This is a genomic window from Myroides albus, assembly GCF_024722315.1.
Classification (GTDB): domain Bacteria; phylum Bacteroidota; class Bacteroidia; order Flavobacteriales; family Flavobacteriaceae; genus Flavobacterium; species Flavobacterium album_A.
Window position 1 is genome coordinate 333,712 of the sequence record NZ_CP102754.1, and the last position, 14,911, is coordinate 348,622.

The 14,911-nt window shown below is 35.4% G+C and carries 16 protein-coding genes, 1 pseudogene and 1 CRISPR repeat array (1 of these 18 cut by a window edge); of the genes and pseudogenes, 4 read left to right on the top strand and 13 right to left on the bottom strand.

All coding sequences use genetic code 11. The annotated features are described in order from the left end of the window. Positions 1-27: 27 nt before the first annotated feature. The 3 genes and pseudogenes from NWE55_RS01565 to NWE55_RS01575 all read right to left on the bottom strand — a co-directional run. Positions 28-219 (bottom strand): annotated as a pseudogene (locus tag NWE55_RS01565) (DUF5694 domain-containing protein); the annotation flags it as partial. A gap of 51 nt (positions 220-270) precedes the next feature. Then, complete coding sequence (locus NWE55_RS01570) at positions 271-1,368, bottom strand: hypothetical protein (protein ID WP_155092931.1); 1,098 nt, start codon at positions 1,366-1,368, stop codon at positions 271-273. Positions 1,369-1,370: 2 nt separating this feature from the next. Continuing rightward, positions 1,371-2,306, bottom strand: a complete 936-nt coding sequence (locus NWE55_RS01575; RefSeq protein ID WP_155092932.1) for a hypothetical protein — start codon at positions 2,304-2,306, stop codon at positions 1,371-1,373. Positions 2,307-2,492: 186 nt separating this feature from the next. On the opposite strand from NWE55_RS01575, the gene NWE55_RS01580 reads away from it, so the two are divergent. Next, a complete protein-coding gene (locus tag NWE55_RS01580) occupies positions 2,493-2,792 on the top strand; it encodes a transposase (RefSeq protein WP_240142878.1) in 300 nt (99 codons plus the stop codon). Between the two features lie 5 nt (positions 2,793-2,797). Then, positions 2,798-3,664, top strand: coding sequence for an IS3 family transposase (locus NWE55_RS01585; RefSeq protein ID WP_258204062.1), 867 nt, complete (start codon positions 2,798-2,800; stop codon positions 3,662-3,664). Here NWE55_RS01585 and NWE55_RS01590 read toward each other — a convergent pair whose 3' ends face one another. From NWE55_RS01590 to NWE55_RS01605, 4 genes are all read right to left on the bottom strand, one after another. Next, a complete protein-coding gene (locus NWE55_RS01590; RefSeq protein WP_258204484.1) occupies positions 3,665-4,387 on the bottom strand; it encodes a CPBP family intramembrane glutamic endopeptidase in 723 nt (240 codons plus the stop codon). Between the two features lie 74 nt (positions 4,388-4,461). Next, complete coding sequence (locus NWE55_RS01595) at positions 4,462-4,971, bottom strand: hypothetical protein (protein WP_155092934.1); 510 nt, start codon at positions 4,969-4,971, stop codon at positions 4,462-4,464. A gap of 169 nt (positions 4,972-5,140) precedes the next feature. Next, positions 5,141-7,984, bottom strand: coding sequence for a DUF6493 family protein (locus tag NWE55_RS01600; protein WP_155092935.1), 2,844 nt, complete (start codon positions 7,982-7,984; stop codon positions 5,141-5,143). A gap of 174 nt (positions 7,985-8,158) precedes the next feature. Then, positions 8,159-8,884, bottom strand: coding sequence for a phosphodiester glycosidase family protein (locus NWE55_RS01605; protein WP_155092936.1), 726 nt, complete (start codon positions 8,882-8,884; stop codon positions 8,159-8,161). A gap of 267 nt (positions 8,885-9,151) precedes the next feature. Here NWE55_RS01605 and NWE55_RS01610 point away from each other — a divergent pair, with 267 nt between their 5' ends. Both NWE55_RS01610 and NWE55_RS01615 read left to right on the top strand, forming a co-directional pair. Beyond that, entirely contained in the window at positions 9,152-9,397 is a 246-nt protein-coding gene (locus NWE55_RS01610; protein WP_155092937.1) for a hypothetical protein, read from the top strand. A gap of 3 nt (positions 9,398-9,400) precedes the next feature. Then, entirely contained in the window at positions 9,401-9,694 is a 294-nt protein-coding gene (locus NWE55_RS01615; RefSeq protein ID WP_155092938.1) for a type II toxin-antitoxin system RelE/ParE family toxin, read from the top strand. 98 nt (positions 9,695-9,792) lie between these two features. On the opposite strand, the gene NWE55_RS01620 is transcribed toward NWE55_RS01615, so the two are convergent. The 6 genes from NWE55_RS01620 to NWE55_RS01645 all read right to left on the bottom strand — a co-directional run bounded on the left by NWE55_RS01620 (position 9,793) and on the right by NWE55_RS01645 (position 14,636). Then, positions 9,793-10,731, bottom strand: coding sequence for a ParB/Srx family N-terminal domain-containing protein (locus NWE55_RS01620; RefSeq protein WP_155092939.1), 939 nt, complete (start codon positions 10,729-10,731; stop codon positions 9,793-9,795). A gap of 69 nt (positions 10,732-10,800) precedes the next feature. Next, entirely contained in the window at positions 10,801-11,772 is a 972-nt protein-coding gene (locus tag NWE55_RS01625) for a ParB/Srx family N-terminal domain-containing protein (protein WP_155092940.1), read from the bottom strand. Between the two features lie 185 nt (positions 11,773-11,957). Beyond that, a complete protein-coding gene (locus NWE55_RS01630) occupies positions 11,958-12,443 on the bottom strand; it encodes a GNAT family N-acetyltransferase (RefSeq protein WP_155092941.1) in 486 nt (161 codons plus the stop codon). 247 nt (positions 12,444-12,690) lie between these two features. Continuing rightward, positions 12,691-13,173, bottom strand: coding sequence for a hypothetical protein (locus tag NWE55_RS01635; RefSeq protein WP_155092942.1), 483 nt, complete (start codon positions 13,171-13,173; stop codon positions 12,691-12,693). A gap of 1 nt (position 13,174) precedes the next feature. Next, entirely contained in the window at positions 13,175-13,693 is a 519-nt protein-coding gene (locus tag NWE55_RS01640; protein ID WP_155092943.1) for a hypothetical protein, read from the bottom strand. A gap of 229 nt (positions 13,694-13,922) precedes the next feature. Beyond that, positions 13,923-14,636 carry a DNA alkylation repair protein gene (locus tag NWE55_RS01645; RefSeq protein WP_155092944.1) on the bottom strand — a complete coding sequence of 238 codons (714 nt, stop codon included), beginning with the start codon at positions 14,634-14,636 and terminating at the stop codon, positions 13,923-13,925. A 178-nt stretch (positions 14,637-14,814) separates the two neighbouring features. Continuing rightward, positions 14,815-14,911: a CRISPR direct-repeat array (repeat unit 30 nt; unit sequence ATTTCAATACCTATATGGTGCGGTTAAAAG); it runs 723 nt beyond the window's last position.

Here is a 14,911-nt window from a genome sequence, read left to right on the forward strand (position 1 = left end):
TTTACCTTAACTTCAATAGAATACTTATTACTTAAACTCCTCTATATAATCCAGTGTATTCATTAGTTGGTATTTAGGACTGCGCTCTAACCACATATTAAAGAAGGCCGTATGCGTTCCTCCCATTAAGATAAATACGCGATCATCTTTCGTCAGTGGGATCTGATTTAAATTAGAATACATCACCAAATTACGGTGATAAAATTTAGCCGTTTCATCTATTCATCCCCCTAAAGGTATTCAAGCAGCTAATTAGAGAATAAAATAGATCTATAAAATCACTTGTATCAAGTGGAATTGACCATTGAGATAAATAAACGTCAGATTCTTATTTCTCCATTTTTTATTCAACGCAGAGGCAGAGTCTATCCCTAATACCAAAATTGGATACTTTGCCATACGCCACTCATTACAGTTATTAAAGTACTGCTCTAACTCCTTGACCTCAGCGAAACTAAAGGGAGCACTACTTTCTGACCTAATATAATAGTCCTCTTTTTTTGCACCATTGATCGTTTTAAGGTATTTCTCTATAGTCTTCTTATTACTTTTTAAAAATGCTGTAGGAACCAATGAATTAGGCATTTGCTTATTGTAATCGTAGCTGTAATAAGAAAGATAACTGTGCTTCAATAGATTCTCAATAGTAGGATCATCTAACAACTCCTGATGCACAAAATCGTCAAAAGCAGCTTCTAAATCCGTAAAGTAATAATACTGACCATCTGTTCCCTGAAACATAATTGTATTCTTGTGCTCCTCAGGGTTTTCACTCACCTTATAGTTATATAAATCGATAGACTTATCGCCAATATCGAAGTTTTCTATTAACACTTTATTCTCTTTAGTCAGCAGTACAGTCTCGCCTCCTACTAAGCTATAGTGATTACATCCACTGTGATTTCCTTCATCCCAATACTCTCGTGTAGCATTCTTTAACCCGATAATCAAGCTATTATTGCTCTTACTTAACGCACTGTAAACAGCAGGAATAGCCACATTTCCTTTCGCATCAAACATTCCTACTAAATTAGTCTCTTTGTTTACAAATCGGATTAGTCCCTCCTGTTCACAATCAAAAGTATTATCAAATATATATAAGGAATCCTGACCTATTTTTGTCCCGTCCTTAAGCAGGTAATAACTCTCATAGCTTTCATTAACCAACTCATTTACACCAGCAATATCATCAAATCGATAAGCAGTCATATATGGGGTAAAACGAGGAGTAATCATTACTTCACCTTGACTATTTTTATACCCTAATAGTTCTTCACTCTCATTGTAGAAAGTAGTCCAAGTATCCTTTGTCTGGCCTATAACTTGTACAGAGGCAATAAACATTAAAAAAAAAGCAAGCTTTCTCATAACTAAGAATATTGATTTACTAAATAAGCTCTTTCTTGCTGTTCATCTAAAAACAGAAAAACGTGATTGCCATCACCAAAAAAAGATTCTGACCAACATACACCAATAGGCCAGTCTATTCCTCTTTCTTGTCTATAATCTACAATTTCCTCTCCTACACTAATAAAGTTAGTATCCGTAAATGGAGCAAAGACCTCTGAAGAAATACTCGTATAGGGCACAAATTGATCACTCTTTAGCTTACTTCTCTTTTTCTTAAACTCATAATAGGTGGTGATGTAATATTCTTTATCAAAATCACCTAATTTACCTTTATACTCGTTTAATACCTTTTGTAAAAAAGCATCAGAAGAATTGCAACCGTTAATCAATGAAGTATAGTGTTCTTCCAAATACTGAAATAGCAACTGAACGTATTTCCATCCACTAAAGTTAGTAAGTGAACCGTGAAACTTATACTTGTCTTTCACTTTCTCAAAAACAGTAAAAGATTCATAAGGATTATTAGGTTCTCCTTCTTGTGCAAACCACAAACCATTATGAGAAACAATGTGAACAGTTTCCTCTACTTCATTACCTACATTGCAAAACTTCAAACTGCATAACGGATAGTAAAACCCTTGACATTGATTATTGACAAACACTTCGTTATACGCTGGGAACAGCTTTACTTTTAAAGTAGTAATATCTATTCTCTCTAAAGTTTGTTGACACAGTTCCCTCCATTGTTTACTCATCTGCTTACTACTTTCAATATTACATCGAATACACATCTTTGTTCCATCAGGCATCTTACTCACACCATTCACAGCCTTTTGACATACATCACATTGCTCTGCGAAAATTCCCCTAACACATAAAGCACAACAACCATCATTTTTCTGTGAAGTTGTTGGTAAAACCATATTTCCACATATTCTACAAGCTACTTTTTCCATATTTTATTTTGTCTATATAACAATGACAAAATACAACACAAATTCCACTTATCAAGTCAAAGCCCAATTAAATAATTATTAAATCTATACCTACTTCAGCATCATCGTCAATGTCCCAAAAAAGTTACTTGGACTTGGTAACTTAGCCTGGACATTAAGTTAAGCATAAAAACTTATCTTTGAATTATGAAAAGAATTAGAAAGGCCTACGATGCTGCATTTAAGCAGCAAGCCGTTGAACTGGCTAAGGAAAGAACAAACAAATCAGAATTGGCTCGTGAGCTTGGAATCAGACCTACATTATTGTATAAATGGTGTAAAGAAGCTCAAGAGTTAGGCGATGCTAGTTTTCCAGGCAATGGGAAACAAAAACTTACTCCAGAACAAGCAAGAATTAAAGAGTTAGAGAAGAAGTTAGCAGCTGTCGAATTAGAGCATGAAATATTAAAAAAAGCAATCGGCATTTTCTCAAAGACCGGCAAATGATTTACATGTTCATATTTGATCATGAACATGAATTTCCGATTGGGATTATGTGTAAGGTTTTAGAGGTAAGTAGAAGTGGTTATTATCATTGGAAACGGTCTCCTGTTAATAAAAGACAACAAGCCAAAGCAAATCTAAAACGTGTTATTACAGAAGTTTATCTAGAATTTAAACAGCGTTATGGCAGTCCTCGTCTTACAATAGAACTCAATGCACGAGGATATAAGATATCAAAACCTACCGTTGCTAAGTATATGAAAGAGTTAGGATTACGTAGTAAAGTAGCTCGACGATATAGAATAACCACAGACTCTGAACACAATTATTTAGTGGTTGATAATATTTTAGATAGACAATTTAAACAAACTGAACCAGGGAAAGCCTGGGTGTCTGACATTACTTATATCGCTGTTAAAGAAGGGTTTATTTACCTAACTACAATAATAGATTTATATGATAGAAAGGTTATTGGATGGAGTTTGAGTAAAGATATGTCAACAGAAAACACCACCTTAGCAGCCTTTAAAATGGCTAAAAAGAACAGAGCTTTTGAAGAAGGACTAATTTTCCATTCTGACCAAGGAGTACAATATGCAAACTACAAATTTGCCAACTACCTGAAGTCATTTAAGGTTGTTAGAAGTATGAGTAGAAAAGCAAATTGTTGGGATAATGCCGTAGCGGAAAGCTTCTTTAAATCCTTAAAAGTGGAGATGGTTTATGGAAATTTACAACTAAGTACAAAGAAAATGGAGTCTAAAGTCTTTGAATATATCGAAATGTGGTATAATAAAAGACGCAGACACTCCTACTTAAACTACCAGACAATCAACGAATTTAATCAAATAATAAATAGTAATAAAGCTGCTTAACTAATTGTCCAGATTTCGTTTGGATATCCAACTCCCATTATGTGCTACTATAGGAAACAAGATACTCTTGCTCTTTATCGCTATCCATCCATAAATATAACCTGCAAAACCAGTCTGTATGAAATAAACAATATCGAAAGACACCGCATACTCTCTAGATAATACAAAAGCGTGAACAAAACCAAACAGCATAGCTATAATTAAATTACTTGGATTACCTATATACTTCACATTTGACTTTAAAGATGACAACAACAATCCCATTAATACCCCTCTAAACATTATCTCTTCATCTATACCTGGCAAGGTCAACTGAAATGCCAATGTTTCTACATTCCACTCTCCTCCATTACCTGCATACCACCACACTAATACAGCCAATAAGGCAATACTAAAAGTAGCTATCCTAACTCCCTTTTGACTATCAGGTGCTTGCCTCAGTGTAAAGAAATTGTGTTGTTTAAAGTAAGAGCGAAAAGCAAAATAACAAACTCCCCCACATAATACACCGTATAGTTTCCCATTCCAATTCCAATTCCCTTTAATTATATAAAAGCTATCAAACACATGAGCTAACCTTAATGCAAAACTATAAAGCACAAATACAAAGCAAAATATGCCAATACGCATAAAATCTTTTTTCCCCCTGTCTTTCATAAACAAGATCATAAGGGGAAGTAATGCTCCTAATTGCATTAGTGCTTCAAATATAATTATAGCCATAGTCATTAGTTTAACCTTTCTAAAGTAACCAATTCTTGTAAAAGAAAAAAGCCTCAAGTATTTGAGGCTTTAGTTTATTTCTTCATTAATTCATTTACAGTATCTTCTATAGAATATTCAAAATACTCTCCTAGCTTATTTTTATTACGCATAAAGAACTTATTAGAATACTTAGGGCAGTTTAGCTTCAAAAAAGAGTAATAATAATCACTTAAATACCACTTAAACTGTTGTTTAAAAGTAGTACCTTCTATCTCTTCAGAAACATCCAATACCTTGAGAATAGTCACTATCTCAGTTATCTCTTGTCTACTAATATCCTTTACCACTAAAGGATCAGGTAATGCTATTCTAAAGCTAAGTACTTCTGCCCCTTCTCCTTCCCAATACTCCCATAAGTCATACCTAGACATATCTTTCCCTGTCAACTGATGTAACTCTTCTTCTACTCTTTTATACTCTATAAGATCATCATCTCCATACTCATCACAGAAGTCAGTATATCCTAATACAGCCTTTAATACTATGGGGTAACGCTCTTCTGCTACCTTCATTTGAGGAGCTATTTCACTTCTTAAACTCATATCATTCATTTTATACTGAGACGCAAAATATTGACGTCTCTACTGCGTTGGCGCAGATTTGTAATCTGTGCCGTCTACACCCCATACTGAAGGCAAACAATGCCTCTACTGCGTTGGCGCAGATTTGTAATCTGTGCCGTGTATACCCCATACTGAAGGCAAACAATTCTTAATTAAAAGAGCGTAGCGTCACTGCTATTTTCTTAGTAGCGCTCACCTTACTCCACTCCTCTATTAAGGCGATAACAGCAGAATTCGTCACCTTAGCATTATTAGTATGAAGCACCTCTACATACTGCTCTAACAAAGTCTTCAATCCCTTAATAGGAATAGGCTCTAACTGTTCTAATATCCCCTCGATTAGCAATTGCAACGCTCGGTTGTGTTGTACACTTACATTCATCATAAACCCTTGTATAGAGTCTGTCAAACGCTTAATCGTCACATACTCCTTAGCCTCTGCCTTACCTATTATATTACCTACCTTTTGTTGATCTAAACGAAGCGCCTCCTTGATCCAATACTCCGCTACGAAAGCACGACTTACCTTGTCATCACATATCAATGCCAACCCAAAGAACAAGTAAAATTGCTCTGAAAACACCACATTGTTCATCTGTAATAAGTACGTAAACATTCCTTGCAACAATCTCTTCTCAGCAACTTCGAACGTCGCACTACCGCCATAATGCAGACACTTCTCCACTACCGCCATATAGATAGCATCAGCCTGTCTTGGATTAAGAGCCAACAGTGATTCACTTACATTTACCTTTGTATCGATAATTTGATACTTCATCAATTCCATTAAATTCACTGATCCCATGCGAGCACCTATCGCTGTCTTAGGCATCGCTTTATTGACACGGCTAAAGATTAAAGACGAATTAATATCATAAGGTATCTGTTTTAACTTTAACTTCTTATGCGTAAACACCTTGTCTATTTGTTTTTTTGTCTTGTGATCCCAATCCTTATACGTATGAGATTCTTCTATCACTTCCCAATTGCCTAACCAACCCGCACAGTATTCTTGTTGTTCTTTAGTATAACGATCATTAGTCAAACTTTCTAAAGGATGATGAGGGTACTTTAACGCTGCCGCTCCTCTCCATACGTCATAATAATCTACTGACGCTTCCTTCACCTCACCCTTGCCTAAGTAAAATTCAATGATAGAAAGCATCTCTCCTTTCAGATGTTTCTGAGCTAAAGCTAATCCTGCTTCTTCTGTATTTTTATCTATACGTGCTAATGCAATCTGTAAATCTAATGCATCTACTAATTCTCCTTGCTCTTGATACGCTACTAATCGGTTTACCAATACAGTACTATCTATATAAAAAGGATTGTGTGTAGGCAAACTCAAGATAGGCAAGACACGTTTTTCCAGTACCAATTGTAAGCTATAGTAATACAGTGTCAAATATGGACGTAGAGCAGCATAGTAATAACTAAAGCGATTACTCGCCTCTAACTTTACCTCTCCTAAGGTAATACCACTATTAGTATATAGTTCAGCCTTAGCATATTTGTTATATAATTTTTCTAATTCCTTAGTTTCTATATTTTCCTCTGCAATCAACATACGCGCCCATTCCAACAGCCAAAAAGCCATAGCGTTCTGTACTGTTGTCGTTGACCACAAATCTTTAAAAGTCTTAAACACCTTGTCAAAAGCAGGTAGTAATTGCTCAATATGAGCTGCTTGTAGCTCTCCTTGAAGTCTGATAATCGCGTCTATCATTTGCTCAAAGGCATAGTGACTCTCTGCATTCTTCCAAGCCGACAAATAGAATATCAAGTCTTCTACGGTATCAATAGAAGCAATAGGCATAAGCTCTACTTCGCCTTCTTCTACTACCTCTCCCAAAGTGATATTCTCCACAGTAATATAGTCTGCTAACAAAGTCTTTGTCTCACTCATCAGCATATCTTGGTACGCTGACAACTGTGCTGTGAGCTCCTCATTCGGTTTCACATATTTGATAATCTGCTTTCCTACCTTCGTTTGCAATGCTTGATCTTGAATGTGAAAAGTCCCTACGATAGCCATTGCACTAGATTCCTTATATGCAGGATGTGCCTTATCAAATACAGCCACGATACGCAACACCTTATTAATAGTCGCTTTCACTGTACTACTCATCAATATAGGAAGATGATTAACAAAAGTCTCTGCCTGGAAGGCCTTATCTTTCGCTATCTTAAACAAGATATCCAAAGCTGTATTGACCACTTTCGAGATAGGGCTATTCAGTAGTTGGAATAGCTCCTCTTGAAAACTTAATAGCTCTTGCTCCGTCAAGGGAAGTTTACTCAGTAAGTTAGCATGCCACCCACTCAATGCTTGATTTGTATGTGTTAAGGCACTCTGTACTGCAATCTGCACAATACGCTGTTTATCTAATCGCCCTTGTTCTATTAAGGTAACGATAACCTCATCCCAAGGATTGTAATTAATACTCACCTCGTGATCAAATAGATACCAAAACTGCTGCTCTAACAACGCAGGGTATTGATCGAATATCTCTACAGTACTAAAGCTCACCATAATAGTCGCCCAAGTAGCCTCAGTCAATGGAGTCTTAAACCCTCCTTTTTCATTTAACTCATAGACAAAGCTAATCTCGTTAAAAGGCGCTCTTATCCATCCTTCTCTGGCTGTATCATTAACATAATCCCCTAACCAATCTGGCACATACCAATCTAATACTTGCTTAAACTCCTTTTCTCCTATTCCCCATATTCCCGTAAAGTCTTTATACGTACAACTCGTCAGTACCGCCAAGTTCACTGCTAATCGCTGTTCATCACTCCCTCTATATCCATATACATTTCGGTGACCTTCTTCTAATATGTACTCTTGATAATACTTTCCTAACTTAGAGATCTTCTTCGTGTATTTCACTCGTTCCTCTAATGGTGTATTTTTAAGTAATGCAAGTACTCCCGCCGAATTCCCAGCTTCTACTAACTGTTCTAACTCAGTATAAAATATATCTTTACTCATGATGGCTCTTGTGTGGTTTTGTTGTTTGTTTTAAAACCGAAAGATACAATTTTACAACTTATGACAAATAATGGAATCAAGGGATTTTAATGAAAAAAAATGCTGTGGAAATCAATAAACCACAAGGTAGTTCGTCAGATATAACCTATCGCCGAAGGCACATATTCCTTTTTCTTAATTCCTCGAAGGGTACCGTGAAACGGCTATTATCACTCCAAAGTCACCATCAGTCTGCTCCCACTCCTTAGAAGGGAGATATGCTCTTGACACGAAACCGTCTAAATACAGTGCGTCTGTACACCCTAGTTCTTTAAATAGCTTAGCGAAGTCGTAGAAATTTACTTTCTCTTTAGACATCGCGAAGACTACTTCTCCGTTCTCTTTTACACCTACGCCATTGCGGATATTGAGATTCACAGAGCCTGGTGTAAAGACTGTATTAATCTCACTATTTAATAGTAAAATAGGCCCTGACTGTGTAGCATACTTAATCGGGGTATTATGACTATATGCTGATGTTGATACTACTTTCGCTTGATTATCACGAGTAAGATAAAACACACCATTAGGTTGCAGGTAGAAGTTACCTTTACCTTCTTTTAAAGTATCTAAAGATTGAAGTAATTGATAGTTTTCGATGTATAAGCCTTTAGGAGTATAATTCGGTTCAAACATTCCACCATTCATCGCGAAGACTAACTCTTCTCCTCTGTTTTCTGATACTTCTTTTAGCTTTCCTAAACTGCGTATTCTCTCTCCTTGTTCATCCTTCCAATACATCTTGATATGCTCCTTAGTGGGATCACAGTGATAAATAACATAGTCATGCTCATACTTATCTTGTTGGCAAGAGAACAAGGATAAGAATAGCAACCCTAAAATTACAAGGTGTAACCGCATAGAAAACATTGGATTAACAAGTGATAAATGTAGTACTATTTTTGTTATTCTGTATTTGACTACCGCATTAATAGACTCTGATAATGTGAAATATCTTGAACTAAGATTGATAAAATCAAGATAAAACAAATTGAATAGTTACAATTAAAAATTCCTTAATCTATTGCAAGAACAGTCGTAATAGTTTAATTTTGATTAAAATAGAAATTATGCTGTACCTTTTTATTAATAAACAGCCCTCCTATTTTATAGACAAACCAATAGATTATGAGCACACATAAATTACAAAATGACAAATTAGATCTAATTCATTGGATAAATGAATTGGATGACTATACTGTAATTGCAAGACTTAAATCTATGATGAATACAATTCAGAAAGAGGACTTATCCTTTGCTCAAAAAAAAGCCATTGATGAAGCACTTGTTTCTATAGATACAGAAGTTCTTGAGTCACATGATACTGTAATGGAACAAACCAAATTAAAGTTCCCTCATCTATTTCAGAAGTAAAAGATGAATAGTATTGTTTGGTCACAAACTGCTCAAGATGATTATTGGGATAATATTGATTTCTTATTGCGAAGATGGACAAAAAGAGAAAGTATTCGCTTTATCAATGCAGTTGAGAAGACTATTGAACTACTAAAACAGGGCCAAGTAACATTCAAGTCAACTGGTTATAAAAACACTTACCAAATTACTATTGTAAAGCAAATTACACTCTACTATATCTTCATTGAAGATAATAAAATTGTTCTACTTCGTTTTTTTAATAATCACCAGAATACAAATAAGCTCTCTTTATAAAGTAAAAGAAATGTACTGTGTAGCAATTGTATATCAATAAATCGCAAGGTAGTTCGTCAGATATAAACCATTGCCTAAGGCACAATCCTTACTTCAAATCACAACTCATCCTTCAATTGCTTAATATACTTCTCTCTTTCGGGATAATCAATAGTCGTAAGGTAATCTGTTACTTCTGCTAACCACTCTTCATTAGACTTTATCTTCACGCGAGCCACCGTCTTTCCTTGAAAGTACGGTCTATCGTCAAAAGCAGCTACCAAGTGTTGATTCATCGAATCCGCTGTCTTAGGACTCACAGGTTGTCCCTCAGCTTTTGCTAATGAGTGTAAGATTCCCCTCTGAAAATCTGGATTCATAATGGCTTCTTTGTATTCTCCTGAATATGCCAACACCACAGGTATCTCTTTCCTTTCTAAGATAGCCGCTCTTAGTCTGTAATTTCCGTCGATAATCCAGTACCCTCCAAGTGAGGGAATATACCAGGCAAATACAGGTGGTAGTGATCCCTCTATCGCTTTCTTACGCCACCATTTTAGACGACCAGAATACTCATCTACTCTGCGTGAGTACAATAGTTCTCTATCCCAATGTGCATAAGTAAAGGCGTCAAAATCATCTTCTGCGGCTACAGTAGTTCCATAATTAGGAGGGGATGCGAAGTCCTTATACCCCTCGAATAACCAGATAGAATCATAAAAGAAGTGCTTATTAGCCTGTACCATCTCTTCTGCAAAATAGCGAGACCACGACTTTAGTCTTTCTTCACTGGATAAGCCCTTGCGTTTCTCTACTTCTTGTGAATTGATATTCTTAATCAGCCTACTGTCTTCCTCAAAGGTTCTTACTAATCCTATATCACAGAAGTCTCTACTGATCAGTCCCCACATCACTGGTTTATCTTCACAGACCAACTTCATCTTCCAATTCGAACCACTTAACAGCTGCATCGCCGGAGGGGTTAAACCTTCTACCTTTAACTCTAATGCTTTCCATTGTTGATTATCTGTCACAACATCTTTCCAGTAGTATTTCATGGGGTGTATTTTATTGTGGTGGTAAAGGTATTAGTTTATATATGACAATTTAGTTTAACGAAAAAAACTTTATTCTCCCATCAAGGTATAATGTTCTCCTGACAATTCATCTCTAAACTGCTCAATAAGCTCTTCTCTTTCACTATAATTAATACTCTTTAGATAATTATCTATTTCATCTAACCACGATTGATCTGATTTAATATTGGCACGAGCAAAAGTCTGATTCTTAAAATAAGGTCTATCATCAAAGGCTTCTGCTAATCTTTGATTTAGTGCTAATGCAGTAGAATAGCTTACTTCTCCTTTATTTTTCTTTATTATATCGAAAGTAGAAAGTATTTCCTTTTGAAATTCCTCATAAACGACAGTTTCTCTATATTCACCTGAATAGGCTAAAACTACTGAAATTTCTTTCTTTTCTAAGATAGCAGCTCTTAGTCTATAGTTACCGTCTATAATCCAGTACCCACCTAACGAAGGGATATACCACGCAAATACAGGTGGTAAAGTTCCTTCTATGGCTTTCTTTCGCCACCACTTGAAGCGTCCTGAGTATTCATCGACTTGACGTGAATAAATCAAATCATTTCCCCAATACACTTTATCATAAATACTAAAGGAACTACTTTTTACAATAGATTCACAATAGCAGGAATGAGATATAAACTTTGAATATCCTTTAAACTGCCACAATGAATTATTAAAGAAATGTGTATTAGTAGCAAGCATTCTCTCTATAAAATAAACAATCCATGATTTAAAGTAATTTGCATTATTTAGGTCTTTACGTTGTTCTATATCTTGAGAGGTTATACTGCCTAATAAACGGCTATCATTACTAAAAGTCCGAATAATATCCACATAATAGTACTGTTTGTTTTTTGCCCAAAAAAGAGGTATTTGATTATAAACTAATTTAGTTTTCAAATTATGACCACTTAACAACTGCATAGTTGGCTTAGTTAAACCTTCTACTGTTAGTTCTAGTGCTTTCCACTGTTGGTTATCATCTACAATATCTTTCCAGTAATACTTCATTGGGGTGTATTTTATTGTGGTGGTAAAGGTAAGGTGTTTTTATTAATCATGTAAAAATGGGCTATCTACCATTACAATAGGATAGATACGAAATCAATCGACTTCGCACAACATATAATCTCTATTGTGTGATATGTCATCCCAATAGTTGAATACAAAAACTGTTAACTGTTAACTGTTAACTGTTAACCGTTAACTATAAATTCAAATCTTCTTTTGTCTTCCCCATCGTAATCCATTATTTCTGTAAAACCGATGTTTTGCATCATCTTAATAGACTTGTCATTGGCACTGCGGGCAATTCCTACTATGGTAGTGACATTGGGCTCATTAGCTTTAATATACTCCATTAATCCTTCTGTTCCCTCTTGTCCATAGCCGTACTTCCAGAAGTCTTTACCGATAGAAAAACCTATCTCGACAACTGTAGGCGATTCGAAAAAGTACATCGCTGTACCGATTAGCACATCATTTTCTTGTTGAACAACAGCCAACCTTACTTTCGTTTTGCTCTCCCATTCACGATGAGCTTGCTTCACCATATTCTCTGCATCTTCCAGAGTTTCTAATGGTTTACTGGCTCTGTGCTTCATTGCCTCTTTGTCAGAGTAGATATACAGCAGTTGTTCTTTATCCTCTATGACAAGAGGTCTAAAATATAGTCTTTTCATTATTCAGTTTGTTTAAAACAGGATATAGCACGAAAATCAAAGCACTCATAATCTATCTATTAGCGTACAAAAACACTAAATGCACTTAATCAAATCAGCTCTGTTTTGTTACCTATCCACTTTTCAGCAAGGTAAAAAAATATTCTCTTCAATTCTACCACTTTATTTGACTGAACTTTCAAAAAGAAAAAAAAGAAACTTCCCTAAAAAGAAAAAAGCAATAGTACTTACTATTGCTTTCTTTATATTATTGTTCTACATCACAGGACAAGACTGTCTTTGTAGCCCCTTTGCCTTTAACTCGAATATTACTATCGGGGTTTGACAATATATAATCTATTTTCGAACCTCGAACGGACTTAACTTCTCCAGGCTCAATAAAAACAGAAACTTCGTTGTCTTTTGGAACATTATTCCCATAATAAACATATTCAAAACTCAGTGTATTTGAAGTATTATTAACCACATAACTCTTGTAGCCATAAGAAGTATTTACGTCTTCTATTTGCGTAGGTAACAAGATTACCTCTACAGTATAATTCTCACAAGATTCAACCACTAATTTTCTCGGAGTATAGAGGTAGACAAAAAACACCACCATCAGCATAATCAATGTAATCCAACTGCCACTTACACTTTTGCCTTTCCAGCGAAAATACAAATAAACGCCAATAGCTATTAAAACTAATACACCTATAATGATGTAAAAAGTATTCTCTGATACAATCATATTATTTTGATTTATAAGTAACAATACACACCTTTTGACGCTTGATCGTATACCACTTCTCAGAAGCCTCGAAGTCCTTCTTCGTGTAAATGTGATCAATCACTCCATCGTAAAAATCGTCAGTAGACTCTTTACTTACAACAGGGGCAATTGTCAAAATTTTCTCTCCTCTTTGATTGTAAAAATCAAGACATTGTTTGACTCCTTGATCATGTATCATCTTGTCTATCTCACTATACCTCACAGTATAACTTCTGCTGCCAATCTTTACATACATCACATCATTGGAATAGGTAATCGATGCCGAATCACTATAAAGAGGTTTCATTAAAAAAAGAGGAATTGCTCCTAAAAAAGCATAAATAACGGCCATATACATCTGGTCGTTCACATATTTGACAATGTCAATAATACTGAAAAAATAAGTAAGTATTCCAATAGCTATTACAACGTAACTGATTCCAAACAAAACTCCTTTTGCCTTGTTTCTTTGTTTATAGGTAATACCTTTTGTAGACATTTTATTTCTATTTTTTGACATTTCGAGAGTAAATATATTAAAATTTTAACACACCTAAGTACTTCTACAATGAAATATAGTTCACTCTAATTTACCAAAAGTCACTTAATGCCTTTTTGAATAATCCACAAACCAATGAACACATGCCATGACAGGATTTATCGCCATATTTCGACAATTGAAATAGAATTAAAATAAGCATAGAAGCAAAAGGTAGAAACGGCACTATTTACCTCAACATAGCCTCTCTTTTTAAATTTAAAGGCATTTTCTCAATGGCATATCGCAACGTGGTTCGCGACAAAACAGTTTTGTGCTGAAGAATAAAGTCAAACACTTTCTCTTGATGCAATCGACTTGCTTCCTTTAGCATCCAACCAACGCCTTTCTGCACTAAATCATCTTTATCTTGCATTAGTAATCGCGCAATTGTAAAAACTTGAGCTAAATACAATCCCTTTTTAGCAGGTACGACAAGACTAACTGCTGCCCCTCTGCGCATCCACCTATTAGTTGATATTGCCCATTGACTTAATCGATCTACCTCTTGAGGAAATTGCATGAGAATTGGCCCAACAGTAGAAGTACACAAAGTATCACAACTCGCCCAATTACTGACATAATTAGCTAACCAATGTTCAAACAGATTGACATCTTTCGCAGTATAATGACGGTGCAAGCGTTTGGTTATTATACAAGCAATATAAGCTTCTTCAAAATACAAGGACTTCCATAGCTCCTCGCACAAAAAATACACTTCCTCCTTTGGTTTCTCCTTTACATCGTTGAACAACTCTTTACCTATCTTAGCTAGTATTTCCTTAGAAACTCCATATTCTCTGGGTTGCTCTCCTTCTTTAAAGAAACGCGCAGAAGCAGAGACCAGAGCAGGCTCAGCAAAGTCTTGTAAGGTCTGACGTATATCGAGTAGTATATCTTTCATCACACATTAATTTACAGGTAGAAAGGTATTTTATTTTCCAATACACCCTACAATTAGTTTGCGAAATATTAGTGCAAAAAAAATGCCCCGAATATAGTCGAGGCCCTAAATGTTTTTAGTTCCACTATGGTGTGTTTAGAAGTATTCAAGTATCTCCAGAGATCGTGAGATATTCGTGATTTCAATACCTATATGGTACGGTTAAAAGCAAGTTATCTTGCTAAGAAAGGTCTATCTATACTTAATTTCAATACCTATATGGTGCGGTTAAAAGA